Annotated in this window: 15 protein-coding genes; 1 reads left to right on the plus strand and 14 read right to left on the minus strand. The window is 71.6% G+C overall.

The genetic code is table 11. The annotated features are described in order from the left end of the window. From dprA to ffh, 13 genes are all read right to left on the minus strand, one after another. Window positions 1-1,083: DNA-processing protein DprA (gene dprA, locus KDL01_RS31675; protein ID WP_212532343.1), on the minus strand; the 1,083-nt coding region annotated here is incomplete at its 3' end. Between the two features lie 17 nt (window positions 1,084-1,100). Beyond that, the gene (locus KDL01_RS31680) at window positions 1,101-2,729 is read right to left on the minus strand and encodes a YifB family Mg chelatase-like AAA ATPase (RefSeq protein WP_212532344.1); all 1,629 of its coding nucleotides are present in this window, start codon (window positions 2,727-2,729) and stop codon (window positions 1,101-1,103) included. 67 nt (window positions 2,730-2,796) lie between these two features. Then, entirely contained in the window at window positions 2,797-3,339 is a 543-nt protein-coding gene (locus KDL01_RS31685) for a YraN family protein (protein WP_212532345.1), read from the minus strand. A gap of 128 nt (window positions 3,340-3,467) precedes the next feature. Beyond that, a complete protein-coding gene (locus tag KDL01_RS31690) occupies window positions 3,468-3,776 on the minus strand; it encodes a DUF2469 domain-containing protein (protein WP_212532346.1) in 309 nt (102 codons plus the stop codon). Beyond that, the gene (rnhB, locus tag KDL01_RS31695; RefSeq protein ID WP_307846709.1) at window positions 3,773-4,576 is read right to left on the minus strand and encodes a ribonuclease HII; all 804 of its coding nucleotides are present in this window, start codon (window positions 4,574-4,576) and stop codon (window positions 3,773-3,775) included. Before rnhB ends, KDL01_RS31690 begins: the two co-directional genes overlap by 4 nt. 9 nt (window positions 4,577-4,585) lie before the next feature. Continuing rightward, window positions 4,586-5,608 carry a signal peptidase I gene (gene lepB, locus KDL01_RS31700; RefSeq protein ID WP_212532347.1) on the minus strand — a complete coding sequence of 341 codons (1,023 nt, stop codon included), beginning with the start codon at window positions 5,606-5,608 and terminating at the stop codon, window positions 4,586-4,588. A 97-nt stretch (window positions 5,609-5,705) separates the two neighbouring features. After that, the gene (lepB, locus tag KDL01_RS31705; RefSeq protein ID WP_212532348.1) at window positions 5,706-6,581 is read right to left on the minus strand and encodes a signal peptidase I; all 876 of its coding nucleotides are present in this window, start codon (window positions 6,579-6,581) and stop codon (window positions 5,706-5,708) included. 190 nt (window positions 6,582-6,771) lie between these two features. Further along, window positions 6,772-7,125 carry a 50S ribosomal protein L19 gene (gene rplS, locus KDL01_RS31710; protein WP_212532349.1) on the minus strand — a complete coding sequence of 118 codons (354 nt, stop codon included), beginning with the start codon at window positions 7,123-7,125 and terminating at the stop codon, window positions 6,772-6,774. Window positions 7,126-7,302: 177 nt separating this feature from the next. After that, complete coding sequence (trmD, locus tag KDL01_RS31715; protein ID WP_212532350.1) at window positions 7,303-8,082, minus strand: tRNA (guanosine(37)-N1)-methyltransferase TrmD; 780 nt, start codon at window positions 8,080-8,082, stop codon at window positions 7,303-7,305. A 14-nt stretch (window positions 8,083-8,096) separates the two neighbouring features. Further along, window positions 8,097-8,639: a ribosome maturation factor RimM gene (gene rimM / locus KDL01_RS31720; RefSeq protein ID WP_368861685.1), complete on the minus strand. Its 543-nt coding sequence runs from the start codon at window positions 8,637-8,639 to the stop codon at window positions 8,097-8,099. Window positions 8,640-8,680: 41 nt separating this feature from the next. Beyond that, the gene (locus KDL01_RS31725) at window positions 8,681-8,920 is read right to left on the minus strand and encodes an RNA-binding protein (RefSeq protein ID WP_034265751.1); all 240 of its coding nucleotides are present in this window, start codon (window positions 8,918-8,920) and stop codon (window positions 8,681-8,683) included. A 2-nt stretch (window positions 8,921-8,922) separates the two neighbouring features. Continuing rightward, window positions 8,923-9,390: a 30S ribosomal protein S16 gene (gene rpsP / locus KDL01_RS31730; RefSeq protein WP_212532352.1), complete on the minus strand. Its 468-nt coding sequence runs from the start codon at window positions 9,388-9,390 to the stop codon at window positions 8,923-8,925. 214 nt (window positions 9,391-9,604) lie between these two features. Further along, complete coding sequence (ffh, locus tag KDL01_RS31735; RefSeq protein WP_212532353.1) at window positions 9,605-11,155, minus strand: signal recognition particle protein; 1,551 nt, start codon at window positions 11,153-11,155, stop codon at window positions 9,605-9,607. Between the two features lie 128 nt (window positions 11,156-11,283). Here ffh and KDL01_RS31740 point away from each other — a divergent pair, with 128 nt between their 5' ends. Further along, window positions 11,284-12,195 (plus strand): exonuclease domain-containing protein, encoded by a 912-nt coding sequence (locus tag KDL01_RS31740; protein WP_212532354.1) that lies wholly within the window; start codon window positions 11,284-11,286, stop codon window positions 12,193-12,195. A 108-nt stretch (window positions 12,196-12,303) separates the two neighbouring features. Here KDL01_RS31740 and KDL01_RS31745 read toward each other — a convergent pair. Beyond that, on the minus strand, window positions 12,304-13,773 hold a 1,470-nt coding region (locus KDL01_RS31745), incomplete at its 5' end, for a purple acid phosphatase family protein (RefSeq protein ID WP_212532355.1).

The following is a 13,773-nucleotide window of genomic DNA, read 5'->3' on the forward strand; positions in this document are numbered from 1 at the left end:
GGCAGGTGGGGTGGGCTGGTCGGGCGGCGCGCAGGGAGCAGGTCGAGCGCGCGCGTCGGATGGAGCTGACGGAGTGTCGGGACTGGCCCGGGCGAGCGCGGGTGGTGAGGATGACGGCGTGGACTGCCACGGGACGGCGGCGGGGCGCGTGGGGGGCCGGCGCGGTTCGAGGCCGAGTTCGTACTGGATCTGCCTGCCGTCGAGAGCCGGGATCGCCCCGTCGCACAGCAGGGCGTTGGTTCCCATGGACAGGCGCGAGGTGATCGGGCCCGGGACGGCGAAGACCGCTCGGCCCAGCTCCGCGGCGAGCCGAGCGGTGACCAAGGAGCCGCTGCGGCCAGCGGCTTCGACCACCACGGTGGCGGCGGTGAGGCTGGCGATGAGGCGGTTGCGGGACAGGAACCGGAAGCGGCTGGGGGCGGTGCCGGGCGGCAGCTCGGACAGGACGGCGCCGCGTTCGCCGATCACCTGGATCAGATTGTCGTGGGCGGCCGGGTAGCGGCGGTCGACCCCGCAGGCGAGCACGGCCACGGTGACGCCGCCGACGGCCAGCGCGCCGCGGTGCGCCGCGCCGTCGACGCCGAGGGCCGCTCCGGACACGATCGTCACCCCGTCCTTGGCCAGCTCGGCCGCCAGGTTGCCCGCCGCCTGCAGGCCGTAGCCGGTGCACGCGCGGGCCCCGACGACGGCGACCATCGGCGCGTCGGGCGGGAAGCCGCCGATCATCCACAGGCCGAGGGGCGCGCGGCCGCCGAGGTCGTCGAGCGCGCCGGGCCAGTCGGGGTCGCCCGGGATGAGGTAGCGCGCGCCGGCACGCTCGCCCGCCTCGAGGTCCGCGGCCGGACCGACCAGGGCGAGCCGGAAGCCGAGACCGGCGCGGCGGCCGTCGAGCCGGGTGTCCAGGGCCTGCGGAATCGACGGACCGAGCGCGCTGCCCTCGACGATGGCACGCAGCAGCCGCGCGGGTCGGACGAGCTCGAGCAGCTCGGTGAAGAGCTGGTCTTCGGGTTCGATCAGCCGGCCGAGTCGGAGCCGCACCCCGCGCTCGTCGTCGAAGTCGATCGGCTCGATGTTCGCCGCCATGGTCCCTATCCCCCTGTTCACACGTTTCCGGGCAGCAGCGCGGCGAGTCGGAAGCCGAGGGCGGTGTCGACCTCGGTCCGGCCCGGGCGGTCGCGTCCGGACAGGTCGGCCAGCGTCCAGGCGACCCGCACGACCCGATCGAGGCCGCGGGCGGTCAGCACGCCGGACTGCAGCGCCTTCTCCGCGCCTTCCAGCGCCTCGTTGTCCAGCGGCCAGTTCGACCGCGAGTAGCGCGCCGGCACCTGGGCGTTGAGCTGCCACGGCGTGTCGGCGAGCCGGGTCGAGGCACGCTCGCGCGCCTGCCTGACCCGTCCGGCGACCTGCGCGGTGCTCTCGCCCGCCTGCCCTCCGGCCGCCGCCGCGAGCAGTTCGGCGGGGCCGACCGGGCTCACGTCCACCCTCAGGTCGATCCGGTCGAGCAGGGGACCGGAGATGCGCCCGAGATACCCGCTGCGGGCCCGGGGGCTGCACGTGCACACGCCGACCATCGACATCGACCGCCCGCACGGGCACGGGTTGGCCGCCGCGACCAGCAGGAACCGTGCCGGGAAGGTGGCGATGCCGCAGCTGCGGGCGATGACCACCTCGCCCGACTCGATCGGTTCGCGCAGGCTGTCGAGCGCCGCCCGGCCGAACTCGGGCGCCTCGTCGAGGAACAGGACGCCGCGATGGGCCCGGGACACGGCGCCGGGGCGCAGAACGGATGAACCTCCGCCGACCAGCGCCGCCGCGGTGGCGGAGTGGTGTACGGCGCAGAACGGCGGCCTGGTGACCAGCGGCTCGAGCGGATGCAGGGTGCCCGCGAGCGAGTGCACCGCGGTCACCTCGAGCGCCGCCTCCTCGTCCAGCGGCGGGAGCAGCCCGGGCAGCCGCTCGGCCAGCATCGTCTTGCCGGAGCCAGGCGAGCCGCAGAAGAAGAGATGGTGGCCGCCGGTCGCGCTCACCTCCAGGGCGAGCCGCGCCTCGTACTGCCCGAGCACGTCCGCGAGGTCGAGCTCGGCCCGCACATCCGAGGCGCCGAAGCCGGACCGGCCGCCGCCTGACGGGTCGACAGGGGATACCCGCGCGCCCAGAGCGAGGTGGCTCGTCTGGACCGCATCGGCCTGCGACACGGGCTCGTCGGGCACCGGCTCGCCGTTGGCGTGCGCCACCGCCTGCCGCAGCGTCCTGACCCCGAACACCCGCAGCCCGCTGACCTGGGCCGCCTCGCGGGCGTTGGCCTCCGCGACGCAGACGGCCGAGTACCCGGCACGCAGAGCGGCCAGCGCGGCGGGCAGCACTCCGCGGACCGGCCGGACCGAGCCGTCCAGCCCGAGCTCGGCGAAGTAGACCGGCTCGCCGGAGGTCTCGGGGCGCACCTTGCCGTCGGCGCGCAGCACGGCCATGGCGATGGCCAGGTCGAAGGCAGAGCCCTGCTTGCGCAGCGACGCGGGCGCGAGCGAGACGGTCAGCGCGGCTTGCGGCCAGGTGATGGAGCTGTTGATCACCGCCGCCCGCACGCGGTCGCGGGCCTCGGAGAGCCCGGCGTCCGGCAGACCGATGAGGCTGAAGCGGGACAGGCCGGCCGTGACCACGGCTTCGGCCTGCACGAGCAGACCGGCGAGACCGAGCAGCGCGACGCCCGCGGCGCATCCGTACCCGGGCATCACGCACGCTCCAGGCGCGGCAGCGGCGAACGGGGCGACCGGCGGGACGCGAGGAGGTGAGGGAGCATCAGGCCACCCCGACGAGGTGGTCGACGCCGAGGACCGCGAAGGGCTCACGGGGCGTGAGGCGGACGGCGACGACGTCGATGCGGACCTTGGCCGGATGGGCGGCGCGCGCAATTCGCGGAGCCGCGAACAGGCCGGAGACGAAGCGGGCGCCGGCGGGCACGCGGGGGCGGTGGCCGGGGTGCTCGCGCAGCCAGACGGCGGCGAGCCTGCGCAGGCGGGCGGCCTTGGCCGCGGTGACGGCCTCGGCGGGGTGCGGCAGGCACGGGCCGGTCCTGGCCTTGACCTCGCAGATCACGAGCGTGCCGCGGTGGCGCAGGACCAGGTCCAGTTCGCCCGGGACCTCGCGGTCGGGGCTGCGCCAGTTGCGCTCCAGCAGCCGGTAGCCGCGCTGGCGCAGGTAGTCGGCCGCCACCTGTTCGCCGCGGCGGCCCACCCGGCCGGACCGGGTCGAGGCGCGGGCACCGCCCGGCGCCCCCGCCCCCTGCACCCGCTGCACCCGCTGCGCCCGCATCCTCGCCTGGGCCTGCGCTTGCGTCGACATCGCACCCTCCCTGGGTCCGTGGTGAGATCACGGATCCAGAGTGCGTCCGATTCGTCGCTCTATGTCGCGCTTTTCAGCATATTCTCGGCGAACCACGCGGATGAAGGTGCCCGGCGTCAGCCTCCGCCTCAGTCGGTGGGTACCTCGAGGTCGGGCTTGGCCAGTTCCTCGACGTTGACGTCCTTGAAGGTGACCACCCGGACGTTCTTGACGAACCTGGCCGGGCGGTACATGTCCCAGACCCACGCGTCGGCCATGGTCACCTCGAAGTACACCTCGCCGTCCGCGGACCTGGCCTCGAGCTCGACCTGGTTGGTCAGGTAGAACCGCCGCTCGGTCTCCACCACGTATCGGAACAGGCCGACGACGTCGCGGTACTCCCGGTAGAGCTGCAGCTCCATCTCGGTCTCGTACTTCTCGAGGTCTTCCGCGCTCATGTACGCGCTCCCCACTGGGTATCGGGCAGATCGAACAGGAGGTCGCCTTGCGCCGGACGGTCCGGTGCCTGCGTCCCGCCTCCATTGTCACCCACCGGGCGACCCGGCACGTTGGCATAGGAAAGGCGGTGTTCGGGGCAGGGTCCGTGCAGGTCAAGGGCCTGTTGGTGGGTTGCCGTGGCGTAGCCCTTGTGCGCGCCGAAGCCGTACTCGGGCCAGCTCCCGTCCAACTCGGCCATCAGCCGGTCGCGGGTGACCTTGGCCAGGATCGAGGCGGCCGAGATGGCGGCCACCAGGCGGTCGCCCTTGACCACGGCCTGGCCGGGTACGCCGAGGCCGGGCACCGCGAAGCCGTCGATCAGCGCGAGCGCGGGACGTGCGCCGAGGCCGGCCACCGCTTCGCGCAGCGCGCGGTAGTTGGCCTCCTGCACGCCGATGCGGTCGACCTCGGCCGCCGGGACGACCGCCACGGCCCACGCCTCGGCCTCGGCCAGGATCGCGGTGTAGAGCTGCTCGCGGCGCTTCTCGGTGACCAGCTTCGAGTCGCCGAGGTGGGGCAGGCGCAGGGTGGGCGGCAGTACCGCCGCCCCGGCCACCAGCGGGCCGGCACAGGCCCCGCGGCCCGCCTCGTCCGCCCCGGCCACGGGGCGCACTCCGGCGGCCGCGAGAGCCTCGCCGTACGCGTACAGGCCCCGCCCGTCGCCGAGGCGGGGCGGTTCAGGCCCGTCGAACAGCGGACTCGACGCACCGGTCGACCCGGGCCGAGTCCGCCGCCTGTTCTGCTCCGGAACTACCGACACCACCTCAGATTAACTGGTGGCGGACCGCTTCGCCGCCGAGCGTCTGCGCATACCCCGCCGTACCACGAACGGCAGGCCGCCGACGAAGGCCGCCCCCGGCACCGCGCCAGGGGCGCCGAACGCGGACAGGCCGGTCTGCTTGAACGTGTCCGGGATCGGCAGCGTCGCCCAGTGGCTGATCGGCCAGACCACCACGTCCGCGCGGCCGACCACGTTGGCCACCGGCACCAGGCCGTTGTTCTCGTCCTGGTGGCGCCGCGAGTCCAGGGAGACGTCGCGGTGGTCGCCCATCACCCACAGGTAGCCGGGCGGGATGGTCACGTCGAAGGGCTTGTCCCAGCCGGCGTTGGGGGTGTCGCCCGGGTAGAGGTACGAGCTCTCGCTCAGCGGGATGCCGTTGACCGTGATCTGGCCCGACGCGGTGCAGCACACGACGTGGTCGCCGCCCACCCCGATGACGCGCTTGATCAGGTCGCCGTCGTCGGCCGGCAGCAGGCCGACCCAGGTCAGCGTGCTCTTGAGCCAGTTGCTGCTGGTGGGGGTGCCCTCGTCGCCGAGCCAGTCGCCCGGGTCCTTGAACACCACGACCTCGCCGCGGGTCGGCTCGCTGCCGAGCCACTCGGCGGCCCGGTTCACCAGGACCCGGTCGCCGGGCTGGAGGGTGTTCTGCATCGAACCGCTGGGGATGTAGAACGCCTGCACCAGGAAGGTCTTGATCAGGAAGGCCAGGACCAGCGCGAAGACGACCAGGAACGGCAGCTCCACCAGGAACGGGCGCGGGGTCTTCGGGAACAGGAAGCGCCATACGGCCCTGAACGGGAAGGCGATCCAGCCCAGCACGGAGGTGGGCCGGCCCAGGCCGCGGCCGCTCTCGCCCTCCCCCTTGCCGCCCTCGGTCGCGCCGCCGGCCTCGGGGCCGGCGCCGTCCGGATCCGGATCGGCCGAGGCGTGCGCGAAGGACTGGGGCCCGGCACCTTCGCCCGCCGGGTCGAAAGCCTCCGAAAGCCCGGTCTCCGGTCTCTCCACAGTCATCGTGCGCCCCTCATCCAGATCGTCGTGCGCCCATCGGACGCCGTCCTCATTGTCGCCGTAGTCGAGTCACACACCGTCAATCCGTCTCCGCGTCGTCTCAGCCGCCGTCAGATCCCAAGCGGGGCCTGCGTCTTCGGCGCAGCCGGCGCACGGAACGACCGCCCGCCAGGCGCAGGGGGATCGCGCCGAGCAGCGCGGCCGCGGGTACGGCCCCGGTCGGCAGGCTGGAGAGCACGGTCAGACCCTCCTGCTGAAAGGTAGCCGGAATTCCAAGCCCTCCGGCGCGACTTAGCGGCCAAATCAACACGAACGCGTGACCCACGACGTCGCTGACAGGCACCATTCCCCCGTATTTGTCGTTAATGTGATACCGGGAGTCGGCGGAGTCTGCGCGGTTGTCCCCCATGACCCAGATGAAGCCGGCCTTGACGTGCACGTCGAAGGTGATCAGGGAGGGGGCGGAGCCGGGAAGGATGTATGAGCTTTCATTCAGGGCGACGCCGTTGACGGTGATCCGGCCCTGCTTGTCGCAGCACTTGACCTCGTCTCCGGGAACGCCGATGACCCGCTTGATCAGGTCGTGCTCGTCACTCGAGGGCAGCAGGCCGACGAAGGTGAACGCGTCGGTGACCCAGCGCACGGCGAAGTTCGAGCTGGCCGGAGCCGGGTTGTCGTCGAGCCAGCCGCCGGGGTCGTTGAACACCACGATGTCGCCGCGCTGCGGCTGGGCGCCGAACCAGGGGGAGAACTTGTTCACCAGTACCCGGTCCCCGGGCATGATCGTGTTCTCCATCGACGGCGAGGGGATGTAGAAGGCCTGCACCACGAAGGTCTTGATGCCCAGGGCCAGCACCAGGGCGATGGCCAGCAGCAGCGGTACCTCACGCCAGAGCTTGACCGGTTTCAGTCGGCGTCGGCGTCCCTTGGTCGGGGCGGCAAGGGGCTCCTGCCGGCGCCGCTGCCCTCTCGCCACCCGATCCTCCAGTCGCGCGGCCGTGAATGACCGTCTCGCCTCCGCTGCCGTCGCGGCAGACTACTACGCGCTCTGATCACCGCGCTGCCCCCTGGGGCACGCAGGTGGAACCGGGAAACGACGCCGCCCCCGGCACCTTGGTCTTCCAAGGTACCGGGGGCGGCTGAAGATGGTCGCCGTCGGCCGGAAACTACCGGTTGTAGTCGACCTTCTCCTTGATCTTCGCCTTCTTGCCGCGCAGGTCGCGCAGGTAGTACAGCTTGGCGCGACGCACGTCACCGCGGGTGACGACCTCGATCTTCTCGAAGATCGGCGAGTGCACCGGGAAGGTGCGCTCGACACCCACGCCGAAGCTGATCTTGCGGACGGTGAAGGTCTCGCGCACGCCGTCGCCCTGGCGGCGGATGACGACGCCCTTGAACTGCTGGACCCGGGACCGGTTGCCTTCAACGACCTTCACGTGGACGTTGACGGTGTCACCGGGACGGAAGTCGGGGACGTCGGAGCGCAGCGACTTGGAGTCGAGCTCTGCGAGCTTGTTCATGTTCTCTCCTCGTACGTGCCACAGGTCACGCACGGACATATGGGCGGATTTCCACGATGGCCGCCGTCCGGACCGGGCCGCTCCCCCTGTGGCAGGGGCAGGCGCCAACGGTCGACGGCACACCGGCTGTCCAGTTTCGCATGGGCAGGCTGGTTTTCAGAAATCAGGGCAGGACCCTCACTCCGCGCGCGGGCTCCAGCCGAGGGCGTCGAGGGCCGCGCGGTCCTTCTTGTCCAGGGTGGCCGGGTCCAGCGCGGCGAGCAGATCCGGACGGTGCGCGGCGGTGCGGGCCAGGGCCTGGTCGCGCCGCCAGCGGGCGACGGCGCCGTGGTTGCCCGAGGTCAGCACCTCGGGCACGGGCCGGCCGCGCCACTCGGCGGGCTTGGTGTAGACCGGGCCCTCGAGCAGGCCGGCCATGGCGCCCTCGGCGAACGAGTCGTCGCGGGCCGACTCGGCGTTGCCCAGGACACCGGGCAGCAGCCGGGCCACGGCCTCCACGATCACCAGCACCGCGGCCTCGCCGCCGGCCAGCACGTAGTCGCCGATGGACAGCTCCTCCACCGCCATGGTCTCGGCCGCCGCGTCGATCACGCGCCGGTCGATGCCCTCGTACCGGCCGCAGGCGAACACCAGGTGGCCGCGCTCGGCCAGCTCGGCCGCCTTGGCCTGGGTGAACGGCCGGCCGCTCGGCGTCGGCACGACCAGGGTGGGCGGGGTGGCCACGTCGTCCGCGGAGGTCACCGCGTCCAGCGCCAGGGCCCACGGCTCGGCCTTCATGACCATGCCGGGGCCGCCGCCGTACGGGGTGTCGTCCACGGTGCGGTGCACGTCGTACGTCCACTGCCGCAGGTCGTGGGTGCGCACCTCGAGCAGGCCGCGGTCGGCGGCCTTGCCGAGCAGGGAGACCCGCAGCGGCTCGAGGTACTCGGGGAAGATGGTGATGACGTCGATGCGCATACGCTGGGGTGGTCTCAGTCCTCGGATTCGTCGGCCGCGGCCGGCTCCGAGAGCGCGAGCAGGCCCTCGGGCGGGTCGGCGGTCACCACGCCGCGTTCGAGGTCGACTTCGGGTACGAACTCGACGATGAACGGCAGCAGCAGTTCCCCGCCGTTCGGACGGCGGATGGCGAACAGGTCCTGGGCCGGGCCGTGGATCATCTGCTCCACCACGCCGAGCTCGACGCCGTCGACGGTGCGCACCGTCAGTCCCTCGAGCTGGTGGTCGTAGTACTCGTCCGGGTCCTCGGGTGACTCGTCCGGGTCGATGTCGGCCACGAGCAGGGTGTTGCGCAGGGCCTCGGCGGCGTTGCGGTCGTTCACCCCTTCGAGGGAGAGCACGTACCGCGAGCCCTGTACCCGACCGCGGCGCACGGTCAGCGGGCCGCGCGAGGCGGGATCGGTGACCAACTCGGTGCCGGGGGCGAAGCGCAGATCGGGGTCGTCCGTGCGGACCTCGATGGTGACCTCGCCCTTGACGCCGTGGGCCCTGCCGATACGGCCGACGACGAGCCGCAGGAGCTCCCGCGACTCGTCGTCGTTGTGCTGAGGAGACATGCTCAACGCAGTCCGGGCGCTTCGACGAGGTCGATGCGCACGGCGCGGCCCCCGAGGGCGTGGATCACGGTCCGCAGCGCGTTGGCGGTGCGGCCCTGACGGCCGATCACCTTGCCGAGATCCTCGGGGTGCACGCGCACCTCGAGGATACGGCCGCGGCGCAGCGTGCGATCGCGGACGCTGACCTCGTCGGGGTGTTCGACGATCCCCTTCACCAGGTGTTCGAGGGCCTCTTCGAGCATGCTCAGGCCTCGGTGCTCTCGGCAGCCGGGGTCTCGGCCGCGGCCGGGGCCTCGACGGTCTCCTCGGCCTTAGGCGCGTCCGTCTTCTTGTCGGCCTTCTTCTTCGGCGTCGCGGCCGGCTTCGGCTCGGACTCGGCCTCCTTGGCGGCGGCCTCGAACAGCGCCTTCTTGTCCGCCTTGGGGGCCGCGACCTTCATCGGCGCCGGGGCGGGCAGGCCCTTGAACTTCTGCCAGTCGCCGGAGACCTTGAGGATCGCCACGACCGACTCGGTCGGCTGCGCGCCGACGCCCAGCCAGTACTGCGCCCGGTCACTGTTGACCTCGATGAAGGACGGGTCCTCCTTCGGGTGGTACTTGCCGATCTCCTCGATCGCGCGACCGTCACGCTTGGTGCGAGCGTCGGCGATGACGATGCGGTACTGGGGGGTGCGAATCTTGCCCAGGCGCTTCAGCTTGATCTTGACTGCCACGGGAGTGGAATCTCCTGAATTCTGATACGGGTGGACCGGCGGGAACGGTGCGTGGGGATTGCTCCGACTCGCCCGCCCGAAGGACACGACGTCCCGACGGAGAGAGGGGCCGAGGGGTGCCGAGTGCTCAGCGACCCATTATGCCAGATGGAAACACCAGCTCTGTCGTGACCGCCCACCGCCGAACGCTCGGCGGTGGACCACGGCGAATCGTCTACTGCCCGCCGCCGAGCATCTTCTTGAACTCGTCCGGCAGCTCGAAGTTCTGCGGGACCTCCGGCTGCGCGCCACCGTTGGCGGCGCGCTCGGCCTTGGCCGCCTCGTCCGCCTTGCGCTTGGCCGGGTTGCCCGAGCGGGACTTGTTCTTCTGCCGCGCAGCCTGGGCGTTGGCCTTGGCCTTCGCGCTCATCCGGCGGCCGCCGCCGGCACCGAAGCCGGGCATGCCGGGCAGGCTCGGCATGCCGCCGCGGCCCATCGACTTCATCATCTTCTGCGCCTCGGCGAAGCGCTCGAGCAGGTTGTTGACGGCCGAGACGTGCACGCCGGAGCCCTTGGCGATACGGGCACGGCGGGAACCGTTGAGGATCTTCGGGTCGCGCCGCTCCTGCGGGGTCATCGAGCGGATCATCGCCTGGACCCGGTCGATCTCCCGGTCGTCGACCTGGGCGAGCTGCTGCTTCATCTCGCCCATGCCGGGCAGCATGCCCATGATCTTGGAGAGCGAGCCCATCTTGCGGATCTGTTCCATCTGGGCCAGGAAGTCGTCCAGCGTGAAGCCGTCCCCGCCCATGAGCTTGCGGGCCATCTCCTCGGCCTGCTCGGCGTCGAAGGCCTTCTCCGCCTGCTCGATCAGGGTGAGCATGTCGCCCATGCCGAGGATGCGCGAGGCCATCCGGTCCGGGTGGAAGACGTCGAAGTCCTCGAGCTTCTCGCCGTTGGACGCGAACATCACCTGGCGGCCGGTGAGCTGGGCCACGGACAGGGCCGCGCCACCGCGGGCGTCGCCGTCGAGCTTGGTGAGCACCACGCCGTCGAAGCCGACGCCGTCGAGGAAGGCCTGGGCGGTGGTGACCGCGTCCTGGCCGATCATCGCGTCGAGGACGAACAGGATCTCCTGCGGGCCGACCGCGTCGCGGATGTCGGCGGCCTGCCTCATCAGCTCCTCGTCGATGCCGAGGCGGCCGGCGGTGTCGATGACGACCACGTCGTGCATCTTCGACTTGGCGAACTCGATCGAGGACTTGGCCACCGCGACCGGGTCGCCCACGCCGTTGCCGGGCTCGGGCGCGTAGACCGGCACGCCGGCCCGCTCGCCGACCACCTGGAGCTGGGTGACCGCGTTGGGACGCTGGAGGTCGGCCGCGACCAGCACCGGGGCGTGGCCCTGGGACTTGAGCCAGCGGCCGAGCTTTCCGGCCAGGGTGGTCTTACCGGCACCCTGCAGACCGGCCAGCATGATCACGGTGGGAGGCTGTTTGGCGAAGCGCAGCCGCCGGGTCTGACCGCCGAGGATCCCGACGAGCTCCTCGTTGACGATCTTGACGACCTGCTGTGCGGGGTTGAGCGCCTGGGAGACCTCGGAGCCCATGGCCCGCTGCTTGACCGCGGCGATGAACGGGCGCACCGCGGCGAGCGCGACGTCCGCCTCGAGCAGCGCGATCCGAATCTCCCGGCAGGTGGCGTCGATGTCCTCCTCGGACAGCCGGCCCTTGCCACGCAGGGATTTGAAGGTCGCTGCCAGGCGGTCGGAAAGCGTGTCGAACACGGCGGCGTCAGTCCTCAGTAGTCAGGTACGGAAAGCTGGTTTCCCGTCCAGGGTAACCGTTGCGCCCGGGATGTCGGTGGGCTCGCCTAAGGTGAGATCCAGTCAACTCAGAAGGGTCGGTCCGGCAGATGGCTACCAACCGTTTCCCCGGCACGTGCAAGACCTGCGGCCAGCAGGTCTCGGCGGAGGCCGGCGAGCTGCGCAAGGAGCAGGGCTCCTGGGCGGTCTACCACGCCGAATGCCTGCCCGCGGCCGGTCCCGGCTGGCACACCGGCCTGCTCGGCTCCTACGACTGCGAGACCACCGGACGCGACCCGCTCGAGGCACGGCTGGTCTCGGCCTCGTTCGTCACCAGTGACGGGCACCGGCACGATTTCCTGGTGGACCCGGGCGTGGAGATCCCGCTGGAGACCACGGCCGTGCACGGCATCACCACCGAGTACGCCCGGGAGCACGGCTCCGCGCCGACCGCGGCGCTCGAGCGCATCGCCGAGCTGCTGGCCGCGCACCTGTCGGCCGGGCAGCCGCTGGTGGTGTTCAACGCGCCGTACGACCTGACCCTGCTCGAGGTGGAGCTCGAGCGGCACGGGCTGCGCTCGCTGGTCGAGCGGGTCGGACGGATCGCCCCGGTGGTGGACCCGCTGGTCATCGACAAGGCGGTGGACCGCTTCCGCAAGGGCAAGCGCAACCTCGAGTCGCAGTGCGCCCACTACGGCGTGCACATCGAGGGGGCGCACGACGCGGCGGTGGACGCGATCGCGGCGATGGAGGTGGCCAAGGCGCTGGCCGAGCGGTATCCGGAGGTGGGCCAGGCCACGCCGGACGACCTGCACCGCCGGCAGGAGGAGTGGAAGGAGGCCTCGGAGCGCGACTTCGCGGCCTACCGGCAGCGCCGGGGCGAGGAGTACGTGCCGGAGCCGGGGTGGCCGGTGCGGCAGCGGTCGGTACCGCACCAGGCCGGGCCCGTGCACGAGGCGCTGTCCGAGGCCCGGCCCGAGCCCGAGGCCGCCGTTCCGGATGTACCCGGCGCGCTGTTCTAGCCGGTTTTCACGCTCGACCGCGCGTGTTCCACGTGGAACATCATGCGGATATGCGCATGATGTTCCACATGGAACGCGATCGCCACGGCCCGGAGGCCGGGTTCGATCTCAGCCGTCGGAGCGGCGCCGGTAGAGGGTGAAGGTCTCGAGCGTCTCCAGGCCGCCGTAGGGCTGGAGCACGTTGTAGTAGGTCACCCGGATGCTGGTGGTCGAGCCGGGGCCGGTGCCGGGGTCCACGTCGAAGGCGGCGAAGCCGTAGGGGTGCTCCTCGTCGCGGAAGGCGGACCAGACCGCGTTCTCCATCACGTAGGTCGGCGTGCGCTTACCCGTGGAGACCGGGCCGCCGACCGCCGTGATGACCTTGCCCTGGCCGTTCTGGAAGAACTCGGTGTTGGTGTTGGACGAGTTCCCGCCGCCGCCGAGCACCAGGTGGACGGTGCCCTGCGAGGTGTCGATGTTCGCGGTCTCGGTCGAGACCGGGTTCGGCGTGAGGGTCTCCGAGCCGGAGACCACGCCGCGTACGGCGTAGGAGCGCTCGTAGTCGTGCTCGTGGCCGCAGACCACGAGGTCCACCTCGTACTGGTCGAACAGCGGCCCCCAGGCCTGGCGGATGCCCAGGTCGGCGCCGTTGGCGTTCGCGCTGCTGATGATCACCTGGTGCATGCAGACCACGATCCAGTCGATCGAGCGCGAGGCGCGGGCCGCGGCCAACTGCCGCTCGAGCCAGGTCTTCTGCGCGCCGTCGCTGTAGCCGCTGACGTAGCTGTCGCCGCCGTCCTGCAGCGCGACGTCGTCGTTGGCCACCACGATCACCCGCACGCTGCCGACGGTGAAGGCGTACCAGAGGCCTTCGAAGTCGGCCGAGCCGTTGGAGGGCACGGCGAACCGGGTGCGGAAGGCGTCGTAGCCGAGGGCGCCGTTGCCGAGTTCGTTCTCGTGGTTGCCGGGGGCCGGCATCCACGGCCGGCGGCGGGCCGAGCGCTCGTTGTTGGTGAAGAAGTCGTCCCAGACCCGGACCCGGTCCGGCGAGAGGTTCGCGTAGCACAGGTCGCCGTTGAGCAGGTGGAAGAGCGGACCGACCTGCTCGATGCCGCCGACGATGTCGCCGGCGGCCGGGGAGGCCAGGGTGTTGAGCCCAGAGGTGTAGGACGAGCCGTTGGCGGCCCAGGTCGAGGTGGGCACGCACTGGTCGCCGAAGCTGGTGAAGGTGAAGGCCGAGCGGCCCACCGGCGCGGTCTGGAAGCTGCCCGCGTCCGGCTGCACGCCGTCGGCCAGCACCGCATAAATGTACGTCGTGTCGGGGTGCAGACCGGTCAGCCGGGCGTGGTGGAGGTAGGACTCGATCGCGGACTTGCCGTCGACGTAGGTGACCGTCTGGGCCTGTACCTCGGTGCCGAACCCGCCGTCCGGCGTGCCGAAGCGCACCCGCGGGTGGGCGACCGAGGTGGCACTGCTCCAGGACACGGTCATCTCGTGGGCGGGGTCGGCGCCGAAGGTCAGGTGCAGACCGGAGTTCGGCGGCGCGCCGAGCTTCTCCGGCTGCTTCCACAGCAGCGGCGAGGGGGCGGTGGCCGGGGC

The sequence above is a fragment of the Actinospica durhamensis genome (genome assembly GCF_018139695.1).
In the GTDB taxonomy this organism is placed as follows: domain Bacteria; phylum Actinomycetota; class Actinomycetes; order Streptomycetales; family Catenulisporaceae; genus Actinospica; species Actinospica durhamensis.